The sequence below is a fragment of the Nesterenkonia sp. AN1 genome, assembly GCF_000582475.1.
GTDB lineage: Bacteria > Actinomycetota > Actinomycetes > Actinomycetales > Micrococcaceae > Nesterenkonia > Nesterenkonia aurantiaca.
Genome location: NZ_JEMO01000025.1, coordinates 38,905 through 53,380 on the forward strand (window position 1 = coordinate 38,905; position 14,476 = coordinate 53,380).

Genomic DNA, 14,476 nt, shown 5'->3' on the forward strand with positions numbered 1-14,476 from the left:
GCTTCGCCCAGCACCGACTCCAGAGATGAGTCTGCAGACACAGAAGGAGCGCCCGGCTCAGTGCCGGGCGCTCCTTCTGTGTCTGCCTGCGTCTGTGGGGGAGGCGGGGCTGCGCGACCGGCAGGGATCGCGCAGGATCGGCCGAGGTGCGCCTGGAGACTATTCCCCGGTGACCCGCGAGGGTGGATAGAACCGCAGGAACTTGCGCACCAGCGAGGCCTGCGCGGCCAGCAGCAGCGCCATGCGGCGCGGGCTGCGGTCGGCCGCGTAGAAGAACGGGTTCCGCCTGCCGCCAGAACGCAGGATCCGGGCGATCCGGCGTCGTCGTTCCGGGTCTGAGACGTAGCGGCTGGCCAGCCAGCCCGGCAGCACGGTGTAGACCGTCTCGGCCTGGTCCTCCACGCGGGTCGTCTCGCCATCGGCGGAGAGCTCGCCGCGGATGAAGTCCCGCACGTAGTACTCGACCGGGTTGTTGCCAGCCCCGGTGATGTAGTAGCTGGAGCGGCCCAGGCGCGGGTTGAGCTCGAAGAACTTGGTCTTGCCGTCGCGCGGATCGTATTTCAGGTCGAAGTTCGCGTAGCCCACCCAGTCCAGCTCGGTGAGCAGCTTCTGTGCCTGATCCACGGCTTCGGAGTTCTTCGTCGTGAGGATCACCGAGGGGTTGCCCAGCGCGGCGGGGGAGTGGTCTTCCACCACGGTCTCGCCCCAGGAGGCGAACCTGATCACCGAGTTCTGATCGGCATAGCAGGTCAGCACCCGCATGTTCTGGTCGTCGCCAGGAACCTCCTCCTGCACCACGAAGCTGGCCCGGTACCCGGCGGCGTGGACCTTGCCGAAGAGCTCGGCGAGCTCCTCCGGGGTCTGCACCCGGTGGACCTTGTGCTTGCCCTCGAACTCGGTCCAGTACCAGGCGGTCACATCGGCAGGCTTCGCCCAGACCGGGAAGCTGAGCTCCAGCGGGAGCTGGGTGTCCAGATCGGCGCCGAAGTCCACCACCCGGGTGACCGGATGGTCCACGCCGAGATTCTCGGCCAGCGCGGTGAAGTTGTCCTTCACGGTCGCGGCGTCGAACCGAGCCCGGTCGACATAGGGGACGACGACGTCCTGGCCCAGGTCCTCGGGGTGGGCCTCGCGCAGCTCGATGATCGCCTGCACGGTGGAGTCGATGGCGCCCAGCAGCAGGATCGGAATGCCCTGATCCCGCAGCCGCCGGATCGGGGCGAGGTTCAGCCCGGTGCGCACATGCTCCATCACCGTGCCGTTCTCGATCTCAAGATGGGTGATGATCTTGGAATGCTTGATCATCCACATCTGGTGCTTCGAGAGCACCAGTGAGGTGATGCCGTAGGCCTCATGGAAGGCGCGGGCCGCGCCATAGGCGCCGGCGTCGCCGCCGATGATCACCGGGGCGAAGCCGACCTCGGCCCAGGCGCGCTCCTGCTCCTGCCACCGCGGGTCCTGGGTCAGGACCGGGGAGGCCTCAGCGGACATGGGCGATGAGGTCGACTTCCACCGGGGTGTCCAGCGGCAGCACCGGCACGCCGACGGCGCTGCGTGCGTGCTGCCCAGCCTCGCCGAAGGCCGCCCCGAGCAGCTCCGAGGCGCCGTTGAGCACCTTGGGCTGACCGGTGAAGCTCGGCACCGAGGCGACGAAGCCGCTGACCTTGGCGATCCGGGTGATCCGGTCGAGGTCGCCCACGGCCGCCTTCAGCGCACCGATGCAGTTGAGCGCGCACTGCCGTGCGAGCTCATAGGCCTGCTCCTCGGTGACCTCGGCGCCGACCTTGCCGGTCATCGGCAGCGCGCCGTCGATGAAGGGCAGCTGTCCGGAGACATAGACGACGCCGTCGGCGATGACCGCCGGCTGATAGGCGGCCACCGGGGGGACCACCTCGGGGACGCTCAGGCCGAGCTCGGCCAGGCGCGCTTCAACAGCAGAGATCTGCTCAGCCATATGTCTGGCTCAGTTTCGCGGGCGCTTGAGGTAGGCGACGGGGGCGTTGCCCTCCGGGCCGGGCAGCACGGTGACCAGCTCCCAGCCGTCCTCGCCCCACTGGTCAAGGATGCCCTTGGTGTTGTGGATGATCAGCGGAATCGTCGCGTATTCCCATTGGGTCTCAGATGCACTCATATTCTCAGACTAACGGACGCCCGCCGCGACCAAGAAGCGTCCGACCCGATCCGCGCCGATCCGCGCCCGGATCCCCGCCCCGATCCGCACCCAGGTCCGTGTGACGTCACCTCCCGCGTGGCTTTGACCTTGCCGCTAGGATGAAGCCCATGGCGTCGCGTAAATCTCCCCTGTTTGATACTGCCACCACGGTCGGCAAGATCATGTCCTTCCTGGGCGTGAGTGCTCTCTGTGGCCTGCTGGCAGCAGGGTTGATCTTTCCGCTGGCAGCCTCCGGAGGCGCCGCCGCGGCCGCCGGCACGGACATCCTCGAGGACATCCCCGCCGAGCTGGCGGAGGAGCCGCTGAGCGTGCCCTCTCACATATACGCCTCCGATGGCACCGAGCTGGCGACCTTCTACGCCGAGAACCGTCAGCCGGTGGCACTGGAGGACATCTCCCAGGAGATGATCGACGCCATCATCGCGATCGAGGACGAGCGCTTCTACGAGCACGGCGGCGTCGACCCCCGCGGCCTGTCCCGCGCGCTGGTGCACAACGCCACCTCGGATTCCCAACAGGGCGCCTCCACGATCACCCAGCAGTATGTGAACAACATGTTGATCAACGCGGTCGTGATCACCGGTGAGGGCCGCCTGACGATCTCCGGCACCGGGGAGAAGACCTACGCCGACAAGCTGCGCGAGATGAAGCTCGCCGTCGCGGTGGAGCAGGAGATGACCAAGGACGAGATTCTCGCGGGCTACCTCAACATCGTGCTGCTCGGTGGCCGCACCTACGGCGTGGAGGCGGCCGCGCAATATTATTGGGGCATCCCGGCCTCTGAGCTCAACGTGGCCCAGTCCGCGGTGCTGGCTGGCATGGTGCAGTCGCCCAACGGCTACAACCCCGAGGTCGACCCCGAGGCCTCCCAGGCTCGCCGGGACATCGTGCTCGGCTCGATGCTCGACGAAGAGGTCATCACCGAGGAGGAGTACGACGAAGCCGTCGCCTCCGGACTCGGACTGGACATCAGCCGCGAAGAGGTCGGCTGCGTCTCCGCCAGCATGGGCGAGTACTTCTGTGACTACGTGCGCCGCGAGATCCTCGCCAGCGACACCTTCGGCCCGGACGAGGCGGCCCGAGAAGAGCTGCTCGACCGGGGCGGCCTGCGGATCACCACCACCCTGGACCCGGACGCGCAGACCGCGGCCGAGGAGGGCGTCATGGAGACCGTTCCCGCCGATGACAGCTCTGGCGCCGGTGCCGCGATCTCCTCTGTGGAGCCGGGGACCGGCAACATCCTCGCCATGGCGCAGAACCGCGTCTTCACCCCGGAGCCGGGCGACGGAAACACCACGTTGAACTACAACGTTGATGCGGAGGACGGCGGCGGCAACGGGTTCCAGCCCGGATCCTCGCTGAAGCCCTTTGTGGTCGCGGCCTATCTCGAAGAAGGCGGGGAGACCGACGACGTCGTCGACGCCTCCGTCGACGAATGGGGTGACACTTCGCGCTGGGAGGCCAGCTGCCTGGAGCGCGGGTACACCACCTCGGACCAGGACTGGACCGTGGGCAACGTCGAGGAAGACTCCAACCGTCGGATGACCATCGACTATGGCGTCTACTTCTCGGTCAACACCGCGACGCTGGCCACCGCGTCGGACATGGACCTCTGCGCGATCACCAACCTCACCGACCGCCTCGGCGTCCACCGGGCCACCGACACCAGCCAGGGGCTCTCCCCGCAGAACCCCTCGTTTGTGCTGGGCACCGATGAGATCGCCCCCCTGACCCAGGCGGCCGCCTACGCGGCCTTCGCCGCCGACGGCACCTTCTGCGAGCCCCGCGCGATCCTGGAGGTCACCGACACCCACGGCAACGAGTACGACGTGCCCGAGGCCAACTGTGATCAGGTCATCGACGAGGACATCGTGGCCCAGGTCAACGACATCACCATCAACATCGCCGAGGGCACCATCGCCGCCGGCGACCCGCCGTTCCCCATGGCCGGTAAGACCGGAACCACCGACGAGGCGGCTCACACCTGGTTCGTCGGGTACTCCTCCGGAGTGTCCACCGCGAGCTGGATCGGCAACCCCGAGAGCAACCAGGGCTACCGCGGACGCACCGTGGCCGGCGAGTTCTACGAAGAGTTCTTCGGCTCCACCCTGGCAGCCCCGATGTGGTTGGACTACATGGAGCAGGTCGGAGGCGACTATGACACCTCAGACTTCCGTGAAGCCGATGATTCCCCGTTCGAAGACCGGCGCGACCGTGAGCGCTACCGCGACGGCGGCACCGTCTCCGAGGGTGGTGACCCCGGCACCGACGGCTCCGCTGTCGATTCCGAGGACGATTCCGACGACGATTCCGACGACGAGAACTCGAACAACGGCGGCAACAACGATTCCGACGGAGACGACGACTGAGCCCCACCGCATCCCTGAAGGTGGTGGGCCTGGGTGTCAATGACTTCCAGGTCCGCCATGTTCCTGTGCCGCTGCGTGCCGGGGCCGGACTCCGGATCCTGCACATCTCCGATATTCACTACGTCCCGGGCCAGCGCAAGAAGTTCGCCTGGCTGCAGTCCCTGGCGGAGCTGAACCCCGACCTGGTGATCAACACCGGGGACAATCTCTCGCACCCTGATGCGGTGGGAGAGGTGCTGGAGGCGTTGGGGCCGCTGCTGCGGTTCCCGGGAGTCTTCGTCGGTGGATCCAACGATTACTTCGCGCCGACCTGGAAGAACCCGCTGCGTTACTTCCGAGGCCCCTCGAAACTCGATGCGCACCCCGAGGATCTGGACTGGCAGCGCCTCTTCAGCGCCTTCGAGTCCAGCGGCTGGAAGAACCTCAACAACCGGACCGCCGAACTGAGCGTGGCCGGTCAGACCCTGAGCTTCTCCGGGGTGGATGATCCACACATCGGCCGAGACGACTTCCGGGGTTGGCCCGCAGACGCGGCCGCCTCGCCGGAACAGGACTCGAGTGCCGACCCGCTGCGCATCGGTGTGGCCCACGCTCCGGTCTCCGCGGCGCTGAACACGCTGGCCGGCAGCGGCGCCGAGCTGATCCTCGCCGGGCACACCCACGGCGGGCAGGTCTGCCTGCCTGGTGGTCACGCCCTGGTCACCAACTGTGACCTGCCGCGTCCTCAGGCCAAGGGCCTGAGCTCGGTGCAGGTCCCGGCACGGAAGGTGTCAGGCCATCCGGAGGAGCCCGCCCGGACCGTCCCGCTCCACGTCTCCGCAGGCATCGGAACCTCCCGGACCGCCCCGGTGCGGCTGTTCTGCCCTCCGGAGGCCACCATCATTGAAGTTCAGCACGAAACGACATAGGTTAGTTGCTTGATGCAACGAGTAGTTGGAGTTGAGAGAACCGAGACCTCCGGGCGCAGTCGCACGCTCTGGCAGGCCCTGGCTCGGCTCGGCCCCTATCTCGAGGGCCTCAAGCTCCGCTGGACCCTGGGCCTGATCGCAGCAATCGGCGCCGGCATCGTCGCACTGTCCATCCCGCAGGTCCTCCAGGTCCTGGTGAACTCGCTGCTTGATGACGACGCCCAGCTCAGCGCCGTGTGGGGCGCCGCAGCGGTGATCCTCGCGCTGGGCGTGCTGGAGGCCGGACTGGTCTACCTGCGCCGGTTCTTCGTGATCCCGCCAGCCTCGGATGCCGAGACCTCCATGCGCACCCGGCTCTTCGACAAGCTCCAGGACCTCTCCGCCTCCTTCCATGCCGCCTGGGGAGCCGGGCAGCTGCAGTCCCGCGCGATCGCCGACCTGAACCTGCTGCGCCGATGGTTCGCCTTCGGCTCGCTGATGCTGATCACCTCGGTGGTCAGCCTGCTGGTGGGCTTCACCCTCATGGCCACGCTCTCGCCGCTGCTGGCGGTGGTCTTCCTCTGCGCCGCGCTGCCGATCATGATCATCGGGCCGCGGTTCCGGAAGAAGTTCGTGTACTACTCGCGGGCCTCGCAGGACCAGGCCGGGGACGTGGCCACCAAGGTCGAGGAATCGGTGCATGGCATCCGGGTGCTGAAGGCCTTCGGCCGCGGGGACTACGCCCAGGAGGGCTTCACCGAGGAGGCCGACGAGCTGCGCGACCTCGAGGTCTCTAAGGCTCGCACGCTGGCGAAGTTCCTGATGGCCATGGTGATCCTGCCCGAGGGGATCCTCGGGCTGTGCCTGCTGATCGGGCTGTGGCAGGTCGCCAACCAGGAGACCACCGGCGTGACCATCGGCGCGCTGGCCGCATTCTTCGCCACCGCCGCGGTGCTCAAGGGCCCGATCGAGGGCGTGGGCATGATGCTGGGCATGACCTTCACCGCCAAGACCGCCATCGACCGGCACGCCGACGTGATGGACACCGCCACCGAGATCACCTCGCCGGAGGCCCCCGTGGTGGCCCCGGAGCGCGGGGTGCTTCAACTCGAGGACGTCCATTTCCGCTACCCCGACACCAAGCCCGGGGACCGGGACCTGATCGACGGGGTCACCTTGGAGGTCCGGCCGGGCGAGACCATGGCACTGGTCTCCGCCACCGGCGGGGGCACCTCCACGCTGCTGAACCTGATCCCCCGGCTCTATGAGGCCACCGGCGGTGCGATCCGGATCGACGGGGTGGACGTGAAGGACTTCAGCCTGGCAGATCTGCGCTCCCGGATCGGGGTCGCCTTCGAGGACCCGATCCTGTTCTCCACCTCGGTGAAGTCCAACGTGCTGCTGGGCACCTCCCACCTGCGCGACGTCGACGACCCGCAGGACCCGCACCGTGACGCCGCACCAGCACCAGATGAGCTCGACGAGGTGCTGCGCCGATCCCTGACCACCGCCGACGCCGAGTTCGTCGACACCCTGCCCCGGGGTGTGGACACCCCGGTCGGGGAGGAGGGGCTGAGCCTCTCCGGCGGTCAGCGTCAGCGCCTGGCGCTGGCCCGCGCGATCGCCTCCGCCCCTTCGGTGCTGCTGCTCGATGATCCGCTCTCCGCCCTGGATGTCCGCACCGAGGAGGCGGTCACGCACCGGCTGCGCGAGGTGCTGAACCGGACCACCACGCTGATCGTCGCGCACCGACCCTCCACCGTGGCGATGGCGGACCGGGTGGCGATGCTCGAGCACGGCCGGATCAGCGACGTCGGCACCCACTCGGAGCTGCTGCAGCGCAGCCCCGCCTACCGCGAGGTCATGAGCGCCAGCGTGCGCCCCATCAGCGCCGAGGAGGTGCTCAGCCATGAGTGAGGCTTCCGAGCGAGCGACCGGCGGAGGCCGCCGCGCCGTCGCGGGTGAGGCCCCCCGACGCCGAGGCCGCCCACGCTGGCGTCCCCGACGCCGGGGCCAACTTCGCCGCCGATGACCGCTTCGCGCACCTGCGCGGCACCGCCGGCGAGGAACAGATCCAGCTGGACAAGGCCGAGCGCCGGTTCATCCGACGTCGTTCCTGGAAGCTGCTGGTCCAGCTCTCCGTCGGGGTGCGGCGCAAGCTGCTGCTCACGGCGATCTTCGTGGTGATCGCCCAGGCCGCCCAGGCCTCGATCCCGCTGATCGTCGCCTGGGCCATCGACTGGGGGCTGCCACGGATGATCGAGGGGCAGAGCTCGGGCATGTGGCTCCCCGGCCTGTCCTACATCGCCTGCGCGGTGATCGCGGGAGTGCTGATCTTCCACTACACCCGGATGACCGCCGAGGCCTCGCAGCAGATGCTCTTCACCCTGCGCGGAGAGGTGTTCCGCAAGACTCAGGCGCTGAGCCTGGACTTCCACGAGGACTACACCTCGGGCAAGGTGATCTCCCGACAGACCTCGGACCTGGAGTCGCTGCGCGAGCTGCTCGACGGCGGGATCAACTCGCTGGTCCAGGGTGTGATGTTCATGTTCTTCACCGGTGTGACCATCTGGATCATGGACATCCATTCGGGCCTGATCCTGGTCGCCGCGCTGTTCCCGATCGCGGTGCTGGGTCGCTGGTACCAGCGCAACTCCGAGGTGGCCTACCGGCGCACCCGGGTCTCCTCGGCCAAGATGATCGTGCATTTCGTGGAATCCATGACCGGCATCCGCGCCGTGCAGGCCTTCCGCCGAGAAGACTCGCGATCCCGGCAGTACCGGCGCCTGGCGGCAGACTATCGAGAGGATATGGTCCGCTCGATCTCCCTCTTCGGGGTGCTCCAGCCCTCCCTGATGCTCATCGGCAATGTCACGGTCACCGCGGTTCTGCTCTGGGGCGGCTACCGGGTGCTCGAAGGTGATCTCGGGATCGGTGTGCTGGTCGCCCTGGTGTTGGCGACCAAGCGGGTCTTCCAGCCGCTGGACATGATCGCGATGTTCTACAACTCCCTGCAGTCGGCCACCGCGGCCCTGGAGAAGGTCTCCGGGCTGTTGGAGGAGAGCCCCACCGTCACCGAGGCCCGCCACCCGCGGCATCTGAACGAGGCCCGTGGCGAGCTGGAGTTCAGCCAGGCCTCGTTCCGCTACGCCGAGGACGGCCCGGTGGTGCTCCACTCCCTGGACCTGCACATCCCAGCAGGTCAGACCGTGGCCGTGGTGGGACGCACCGGTGCCGGGAAGTCCACTCTGGCGAAGCTGCTGGCGCGCTTCTACGACGTGAGCAGCGGCGCGGTGAGCCTCGACGGCGTGGACCTGCGGGACCTCGCGACGGCCGATCACCACCGCCACGTGGCCATGGTGACCCAGGAGGCGTTCCTGTTCTCCGGGACCATCCGAGGCAACATCGCGCTGGGCCGGCCGGAGGCCTCCGAGCAGGAGATCGTCGCCGCGGCCAAGGCCGTGGGCTGTCATGACCTGATCCTGGAGCTGCCCGAGGGCTATGACACCGATGTCAACAAGCGTGGCGGAAGGCTCTCAGCCGGCCAGCGGCAGCTGATCTCCTTCGCCCGGGCGTTCCTGGCAGACCCTGCGGTGCTGATCCTCGATGAGGCGACCTCCTCGCTGGACCTGCCCAGTGAGGCGCTGGTGCAGCAGGGGCTGGAGCGACTGCTGGGGAACCGCACCGCGCTGATCATCGCGCACCGGCTCTCCACCGTGGCGATCGCGGACCGGGTCCTGGTCATCGACGACGGCCGGGTGGTGGAGGACGGAGCACCTGAGGAGCTCGCGTCGCAGGGTGGCTACTACGCCAAGCTCGACGCGGCGTGGCGCAGCTCCATGGGAGCCTGAGCAGCTCAGTTCTCGCGCAGCAGCGAGGCCAGGTGGTCGATGGCGTAGCGGTAGCCGTTGAGCCCTGCGCCGGCGATCACCGCCGCCGCGGCGGGGGAGACGTAGGAGTGCCGGCGGAACTCCTCGCGGGCGTGGACGTTGGAGAGGTGCACCTCCACCACCGGCAGGTTCACCGCGCGAAGCGCATCGGCGATCGCCACCGAGGTGTGGGTGTAGGCCGCCGGGTTGATCACGATCCCCGAGGCGTTGTCCTTCGCGGCCTGGATCGCATCGATGAGTGTGCCCTCATGGTTGGACTGCAGCAGCTCCGCCTCGAAACCGAGCGCGGCGGCGGACTCGCGGCACAGGGTTTCGATGTCGGCGAGCGTGGAGGAGCCGTAGATTCCGGGCTCCCGGGTCCCCAACAGGTTCAGGTTGGGTCCGTTGATGATCAGCAGGCGCGGAGTCTCAGTGGGCATGTTCACACCTTACCGGCCACGCTGAGACCCCCACCACGCGCTGAGGGGCGGATTCTCCGGGTATTCAGCCCCTCGAAGGGGGCATAATGCCCGGAAAATCCGCCCCTCAACACGGGGTGAGCGGTGCGGCTAGGAGGCGCCGTGCTTGGCGCGCATGTCCTCCGCGATCTGCAGCATCACCGTGGGATCGGCCAGCGTGGAGGCGTCTCCGGCCTCGCGACCCTCGGCCACATCCTTGAGCAGTCGGCGCATGATCTTGCCGGAGCGGGTCTTCGGAAGCTCAGGCACCACCAGCACGTTGCGCGGCTTGGCGATCGGGCCGATCTCCTTGCCCACATGAGTGCGAAGATCCTGCTCCATCTGCGCCTTGTCGCCGCCCTCGGAATCGCCGCGCAGGATCACGAACGCCACAACAGCCTCGCCGGTGGTCGCGTCCTTGGCTCCGACGACGGCGGCCTCAGCCACCGCCGGGTGTGAGACCAGCGCCGATTCGATCTCGGTGGTGGAGAGCCGGTGTCCGGAGATGTTCATGACGTCATCCACCCGGCCCATGAGCCAGACGTCGCCGTCCTCGTCGGTGCGCGCGCCGTCGCCGGCGAAGTACACGTCACCGAAGCGGGACCAGTAGGTCTCCTGGTAACGCTCCGGGTTCTTCCAGATCCCGCGCAGCATGGCGGGCCATGGCTCCTTGATGACGAGCAGGCCGGCCTCGCCCTTCTCCAGCGGGGTGCCCATCTCATCGACGATGCCGATGGAGATGCCGGGCACCGCGGTCTGCGCGGAGCCTGGCTTGGTCGCGGTGACACCGGGAAGCGGTGCGATCATGTGCGCGCCGGTCTCGGTCTGCCACCAGGTGTCCACGATCGGAGCCGGCTCCTCCTTGGGAGCCTTGCCGACGCCGTTGTTGGCGCCGATGACGTCACGGAACCAGAGCCAGGCCTCGGGGTTGATCGCCTCGCCCACGGTGCCCAGCACCCGCAGGGTCGAGAGGTCGAACTGGTCCGGGATCTCCCGGCCCCACTTCATGCAGGTGCGGATCAGCGTCGGCGCGGTGTAGAACTGCGTCACCCCGTACTTCTGCACGATCTCCCAGAGCCGGCCCTTATGCGGGGTGTCCGGGGTGCCCTCGTAGATGACCTGGGTGGCACCGTTGACCAGCGGGCCGTAGACGATGTAGGAGTGCCCGGTGACCCAGCCGACGTCGGCGGTGCACCAGTAGACGTCGGTCTCTGGGTGCAGGTCGAAGGTGTCCCGGTGGGTCACCGCGGTCTGGGTCAGGTAGCCGCCGGTGGTGTGCAGGATGCCCTTGGGCTTCCCGGTGGTGCCGGAGGTGTAGAGGATGAACAGCGGGTGCTCGGAATCGTGCGCCACGTAGCTGTGCTCGGTGGACTGCTGCGGCACGACATCGTGCCACCAGACGTCGAGGTCCTCGTTGAAGGCGACCTCCTCGCCGTTGCGCTTGACTACGATCACGTGCTCCACGGTGTGCCCGGGCGCCGCGAGCGCGTCGTCCACGGCTGGCTTCAGTGTGGAGGGTTTGCCGCGGCGGTAGGAGCCGTCGGCGGTGACCACCAGCTTCGCCTCGGCGTCATCCACGCGGGAGCGCAGCGCATCGGAGGAGAACCCGCCGAAGACCACCGAGTGGATCGCGCCGATGCGGGCGCAGGCCAGCATGGTCACGATAGTTTCGGGGATCATCGGCATGTAGATGGCGACCCGGTCACCCTTGGTGAGGCCGAGGGATTCGAAGGCGTTGGAGGCGCGGGCGACGTCGTCGGCCAGCTCCTGATAGGTGATGCTGCGAGAGTCACCGGGCTCACCCTCGAAGTGCAGCGCGATGCGGCTGCCGTTGCCGGCCTCGACGTGGCGGTCCACTGCGTTGTAGGCCGCGTTCACCTCGCCGCCGACGAACCATTTGGCCACCGGGGCCTCGGACCAGTCGAGCACCTCGGTGAAGTCTTTGTCCCAGCTCAGCACGGAACGGGCCTGATCGGCCCAGTAGCCGAGACGATCCTCGGCGGCCTTGTCATACCGGTCCTGCGTGGCCACGGCGTTCTTCGCGAAGGTTTCGCTCGGGGGGAAGACCTGACCCGACTTTTGCATCGAGTCCAGTTTGTTCTCTTGCTGGGGATTCGGGGTCATGTGGCTCCTCCTTGGATACTCCTGTGTTGCCGCTCACAATACATCCTTTGCCGCCGTGGGCCTGAGGCGAATATCACATAGCGGACACCCCTCCTGGGCTTTCGTAGAATGGTCTCGATGCCTGAAGAGACCCTGCTGGGAAAGAAGCGCCGCGTGCGCCGGATTCACCGTGTCCTGGGGCAGGTGTACTCCTACGCCGTGGCCGAGCTGGACTTCAGCAATGCCTTCGAGCTGCTGATCGCCACCGTGCTCTCCGCGCAGACCACCGATGTGCGGGTCAACGCCGTCACGCCTGAGCTGTTCCGGCGCTGGCCGGATGCGCACGCCATGGCCCACGCCCCGGAGGAGGAGCTGGCCGAGGTGATCCGGTCCACCGGTTTCTATCGCGCCAAGACCCGTTCGCTGCTGGGGCTCTCGAATGCGCTGGTCAGCGATCACGACGGCGAGGTGCCGGGTTCACTGGACGCGCTGGTCAAGCTGCCCGGGGTGGGCCGCAAGACCGCTTTCGTGGTGCTCGGGGATGCCTTCGGCAAGCCTGGGCTCACCGTGGACACGCACTTCGGCCGGCTGGCCCGCCGGCTGGGAATGACCCAGCAGCAGGACCCGGTGAAGGTCGAGCAGGAGGTGGCGGAGCTTTTCGAGCGGCGGGACTGGACCGATCTGTCCCACCGGCTGGTCTTCCATGGTCGTCGGATCTGCCACTCCCGCCGACCCGCCTGCGGTGCCTGCCCGATCGCCTCGCTGTGCCCCTCCTTCGGGGCCGGAGAGGTCGACCCCGAGACCGCCGCCACGCTGCTGAAGTATGAGTTGGCGCCGGGACGCGAGGAGCTGCTGGCCAAGATGCAGGCCGGGCAGACCCGCAGGCAGCTGCGCGCCCAGGGGTACCCGCTCAGTGCGTGACGCCGAGACTGCCCCGCAGGGTCCCGATACGCCTGGCATGGACGCGCCCGTGGGGTTCTCGCTGACCGGCGCCACGGTCCCGACCAGGCTCGAGGCGCTGCTGCAGCAGGGTCGCGACTACGTCCTGGCGCATCCGGAGTCCTCGGGGTCCGGCGGCTGGTGGAATCAGCGTCCGGCCACCACAGCGCCCCGGAGCACCCCGGCCGGGATGCAGGACGCCCGGCAGGCGGCGGTGCTGATGCTCTTCTGCGCCCCCACGCCCGAGGACGACGAGGCGCACCTGCTGCTGACCGAGCGCTCCCCAGGACTGAAGAAGCACCCTGGTCAGATATCCTTCCCCGGCGGCGCTCAGGAGAAGTCTGATCGCGACTCGACGGCCGCGGCGCTGCGCGAGGCTCAGGAAGAGGTGGGGCTGGACCCCGCCCGGGTCCGGGTGCTCGGCGCCCTGCCCCCGGCTCCGGTGCCGATCAGCGGCTTCATGGTGACGCCGGTGATCGGCATGGCCGGACACACCGGTCTGCTGCGCCCGCAGTCCGGAGAGGTGGAACGGGTGCTCACCGTGAGCCTGCAGGCGCTGATCCACCCGGAGAACCGTCGCACCGCGGCCCTGCATCGGGCGGGCACGGTGTTCAAGGCCCCGGCGTTCCTCGTGGAGGGCACGCTGATCTGGGGCTTCACCGGCATCCTGGTGGATCGGGTGCTCAATCGCCTGGGCTGGGAGGAGCCTTGGGACCCCGGTCGCAGCGTGGACCCGCAGGACTACCTCCCGGGTCTCTAGGTTCGGGTCGCTGGGCGCTGCGGCGCGAGTCAGGCCATGCGGTGCACGGCCACGCCCAGGGCGTGGTCCACCCCGGGCAGGCCTTGGGCCTGCTGAGCGGCCATGGACTCGAGCATCTCTCGGGTCTCGGCGGCGCCGCCCAGCTCGGCCAGATACTGCTCGTGCGCCTCCAATGAGGCGAGCCCTCGCTGCAGCGGCTCCCCGCTGATATCGATCACATGGGTCGGCCCGGCTCCGAACACCAGCAGCTCGCGCACCGCCCAGGGCTCGAGCCGTTCCTGCTCCAGGAGTTCACGGAACACCCAGGGATTGTCCGCGTCGCGGATCGCGTCCAGGGTGGCCAGTCCAGCGGCGCGGTGATCCGCATGGTTCAGCCCCCAACCGACCTCCAGCGCCCAGGTCTGGGTCAGCACGACCTCGGGGCGCAGCTCTCGGATGCGTCGGGCGATCTGCCGTCGGGCGTCCAACGAGGCCTGAAGCGTGCCGTCGGGCAGATCCAGGATCACCAGGTCTGTGACCCCGACCAGCTCGCAGGCCCGGCGCTGCTCCTCGGCGCGGATCGCGGCGGCCTCCTCGGGATCCTGGCTGCGCATCCCGGCCTCCCCCGCGGTGAGCAGCAGGTAGGAGACTTCGGCGCCCTGGGCGGTCCAGCGGGCGACGGCGGCCGAAGCGCCGTACTCCATGTCGTCTGGGTGCGCCACGACGCACAGGACCCGGCGCAGCTCTGCGTCGGGATACTCGGGCAGGGCGGCGGGATCTTTGCTCATCTGCCCAGTCTAGGAGCGGCTGGGTGTCCGGGCGGAGGGGCTGGTGCCGGCTGCCGCGCAGCGTTGTCGGGTGCCCCGCCGCGTTGCCGGGTGCCGCCAGCGTTTTCCCCACCCTGGTATGAACTGCGCGAGGCAGAGTCGCTGCCCACAG

At 68.2% G+C, this 14,476-nt stretch carries 12 protein-coding genes; 6 read left to right on the forward strand and 6 right to left on the reverse strand.

Annotated elements, in window-relative coordinates; translation table 11 throughout:
• Positions 1–159: 159 nt before the first annotated feature.
• Genes BG28_RS12965 through BG28_RS15905 form a run of 3 tightly spaced genes read right to left on the reverse strand, consistent with a single transcriptional unit; the run spans position 160 to position 2,131 of the window.
• Entirely contained in the window at positions 160–1,491 is a 1,332-nt protein-coding gene (locus tag BG28_RS12965) for a hypothetical protein (RefSeq protein WP_235181113.1), read from the reverse strand.
• Positions 1,481–1,954, reverse strand: a complete 474-nt coding sequence (locus tag BG28_RS12970; protein WP_200869346.1) for a RidA family protein — start codon at positions 1,952–1,954, stop codon at positions 1,481–1,483. The genes BG28_RS12965 and BG28_RS12970 overlap by 11 nt, the downstream gene beginning before the upstream one ends.
• Positions 1,955–1,963: 9 nt before the next feature.
• Positions 1,964–2,131 (reverse strand): hypothetical protein, encoded by a 168-nt coding sequence (locus BG28_RS15905; RefSeq protein WP_166645872.1) that lies wholly within the window; start codon positions 2,129–2,131, stop codon positions 1,964–1,966.
• 149 nt (positions 2,132–2,280) lie between these two features.
• On the opposite strand from BG28_RS15905, the gene BG28_RS12975 reads away from it, so the two are divergent.
• From BG28_RS12975 to BG28_RS12990, 4 genes are all read left to right on the forward strand, one after another.
• Entirely contained in the window at positions 2,281–4,542 is a 2,262-nt protein-coding gene (locus BG28_RS12975; RefSeq protein ID WP_051501452.1) for a transglycosylase domain-containing protein, read from the forward strand.
• A gap of 20 nt (positions 4,543–4,562) precedes the next feature.
• The gene (locus tag BG28_RS12980) at positions 4,563–5,450 is read left to right on the forward strand and encodes a metallophosphoesterase (RefSeq protein WP_235181114.1); all 888 of its coding nucleotides are present in this window, start codon (positions 4,563–4,565) and stop codon (positions 5,448–5,450) included.
• A 12-nt stretch (positions 5,451–5,462) separates the two neighbouring features.
• Positions 5,463–7,346 (forward strand): ABC transporter ATP-binding protein, encoded by a 1,884-nt coding sequence (locus tag BG28_RS12985; RefSeq protein WP_051501454.1) that lies wholly within the window; start codon positions 5,463–5,465, stop codon positions 7,344–7,346.
• 128 nt (positions 7,347–7,474) lie between these two features.
• Positions 7,475–9,280: an ABC transporter ATP-binding protein gene (locus tag BG28_RS12990; protein ID WP_036477854.1), complete on the forward strand. Its 1,806-nt coding sequence runs from the start codon at positions 7,475–7,477 to the stop codon at positions 9,278–9,280.
• 5 nt (positions 9,281–9,285) lie between these two features.
• Here the strand turns inward: BG28_RS12990 and aroQ are convergent, their stop codons facing one another.
• Both aroQ and acs read right to left on the reverse strand, forming a co-directional pair.
• A complete protein-coding gene (aroQ, locus tag BG28_RS12995) occupies positions 9,286–9,738 on the reverse strand; it encodes a type II 3-dehydroquinate dehydratase (protein WP_036477684.1) in 453 nt (150 codons plus the stop codon).
• A gap of 129 nt (positions 9,739–9,867) precedes the next feature.
• Positions 9,868–11,880, reverse strand: coding sequence for an acetate--CoA ligase (gene acs / locus BG28_RS13000; RefSeq protein WP_051501455.1), 2,013 nt, complete (start codon positions 11,878–11,880; stop codon positions 9,868–9,870).
• A 117-nt stretch (positions 11,881–11,997) separates the two neighbouring features.
• Between acs and nth the strand changes: the two genes are divergently transcribed.
• Both nth and BG28_RS13010 read left to right on the forward strand, forming a co-directional pair.
• Positions 11,998–12,780, forward strand: a complete 783-nt coding sequence (gene nth / locus BG28_RS13005) for an endonuclease III (protein WP_235181115.1) — start codon at positions 11,998–12,000, stop codon at positions 12,778–12,780.
• Between the two features lie 37 nt (positions 12,781–12,817).
• The gene (locus tag BG28_RS13010) at positions 12,818–13,558 is read left to right on the forward strand and encodes a CoA pyrophosphatase (protein WP_200869347.1); all 741 of its coding nucleotides are present in this window, start codon (positions 12,818–12,820) and stop codon (positions 13,556–13,558) included.
• A 29-nt stretch (positions 13,559–13,587) separates the two neighbouring features.
• On the opposite strand, the gene BG28_RS13015 is transcribed toward BG28_RS13010, so the two are convergent.
• Positions 13,588–14,325 carry a PIG-L deacetylase family protein gene (locus BG28_RS13015; RefSeq protein ID WP_036477690.1) on the reverse strand — a complete coding sequence of 246 codons (738 nt, stop codon included), beginning with the start codon at positions 14,323–14,325 and terminating at the stop codon, positions 13,588–13,590.
• Positions 14,326–14,476 lie beyond the last annotated feature (151 nt).